The organism is Variovorax beijingensis (assembly GCF_003951285.1).
Taxonomy (GTDB): Bacteria; Pseudomonadota; Gammaproteobacteria; order Burkholderiales; family Burkholderiaceae_C; genus Variovorax; species Variovorax beijingensis.
In genome coordinates this window covers 1-1,590 of record NZ_RXFQ01000063.1, presented here as the reverse complement: position 1 = coordinate 1,590, position 1,590 = coordinate 1, and the positions used below count along the sequence as shown (strand labels likewise).

Genomic DNA, 1,590 nt, shown 5'->3' with positions numbered 1-1,590 from the left:
TTCTTCTTGTCCTCGGCCGCGTTGAGTTCGGCGTCCTTCACCATCTTCTGGATCTCGTCTTCCGACAGGCCCGAGTTCGCCTTGATGGTGATCTTGTTTTCCTTGCCGGTGCCCTTGTCCTTGGCGCCCACGTGCAGGATGCCGTTGGCGTCGATGTCGAAGCTCACCTCGATCTGCGGCGTGCCGCGCGATGCCGGCGGAATGCCTTCGAGGTTGAATTCGCCGAGCAGCTTGTTGCCCGAGGCGATCTCGCGCTCGCCCTGGAACACCTTGATGGTCACGGCCGGCTGGTTGTCCTCGGCGGTGGAGAAGGTCTGCGCGAACTTCGTCGGGATCGTGGTGTTCTTCGTGATCATCTTGGTCATCACGCCACCCATGGTCTCGATGCCCAGCGACAGCGGGGTCACGTCCAGCAGCAGCACGTCCTTGCGGTCGCCCGAGAGCACCTGGCCCTGGATGGCGGCGCCGACGGCCACGGCCTCGTCGGGGTTCACGTCCTTGCGCGGCTCCTTGCCGAAGAAGGCCTTCACCTTTTCCTGCACCTTGGGCATGCGGGTCATGCCGCCGACCAGGATCACGTCGTTGATGTCCGACACGCTGATGCCGGCGTCCTTGATGGCCAGGCGGCAAGGCGCGATGGTGCGCTCGACCAGCTCGTCGACCAGGCTTTCGAGCTTGGCGCGCGTGAGCTTGATGTTCAGGTGCTTCGGACCCGAGGCATCGGCCGTGATGTAGGGCAGGTTGATGTCGGTCTGCGCGCTGTTCGACAGCTCGATCTTGGCCTTTTCGGCGGCTTCCTTCAGGCGCTGCAGTGCGAGCACGTCCTTGCCCAGGTCCACGCCTTGCTCTTTCTTGAACTCGGCAATGATGTAGTCGATGATGCGCTGGTCGAAGTCTTCGCCGCCCAGGAAGGTGTCGCCGTTGGTCGACAGCACTTCGAACTGCTTCTCGCCGTCGACGTCCGCGATTTCGATGATCGACACGTCGAAGGTGCCGCCGCCCAGGTCATACACGGCGATCTTGCGGTCGGCCTTGTCCTGCTTGTCCAGGCCGAAGGCCAGGGCCGCGGCGGTGGGTTCGTTGATGATGCGCTTGACGTCCAGGCCCGCGATGCGGCCGGCGTCCTTGGTGGCCTGGCGCTGGGCGTCGTTGAAGTAGGCCGGCACCGTGATCACGGCTTCGGTCACGGCTTCGCCGAGATAGTCTTCGGCGGTCTTCTTCATCTTGCGCAGGATGTCGGCGCTGACCTGCTGGGGCGCGATCTTCTTGCCGCGCACTTCCACCCATGCGTCGCCGTTGTCGGCCTTTGCGATGGTGTAGGGCATCAGGTCGATGTCCTTCTGGACTTCCTTCTCTTCGAACTTGCGGCCGATCAGGCGCTTGATCGCGTACAGCGTGTTCTTGGGATTGGTCACGGCCTGGCGCTTGGCCGAGGCACCGACGAGCACTTCGCCGTCTTCCTGGTAGGCCACGATCGACGGCGTGGTGCGCGCACCTTCCGAGTTCTCGATCACACGCGTGGTGTTGCCTTCCATGATCGACACGCACGAGTTGGTGGTGCCGAGGTCGATGCCGATGATCTTTGCCATG

The 1,590-nt window shown here is 63.1% G+C and carries 1 protein-coding gene; it reads right to left on the bottom strand.

Annotated features, from left to right (window positions below; all coding sequences use genetic code 11):
• Nucleotides 1-1,589: molecular chaperone DnaK (gene dnaK, locus EJO66_RS32385; protein WP_125967285.1), on the bottom strand; the 1,589-nt coding region annotated here is incomplete at its 3' end.
• Between the last annotated feature and the right edge of the window lies 1 nt (nt 1,590).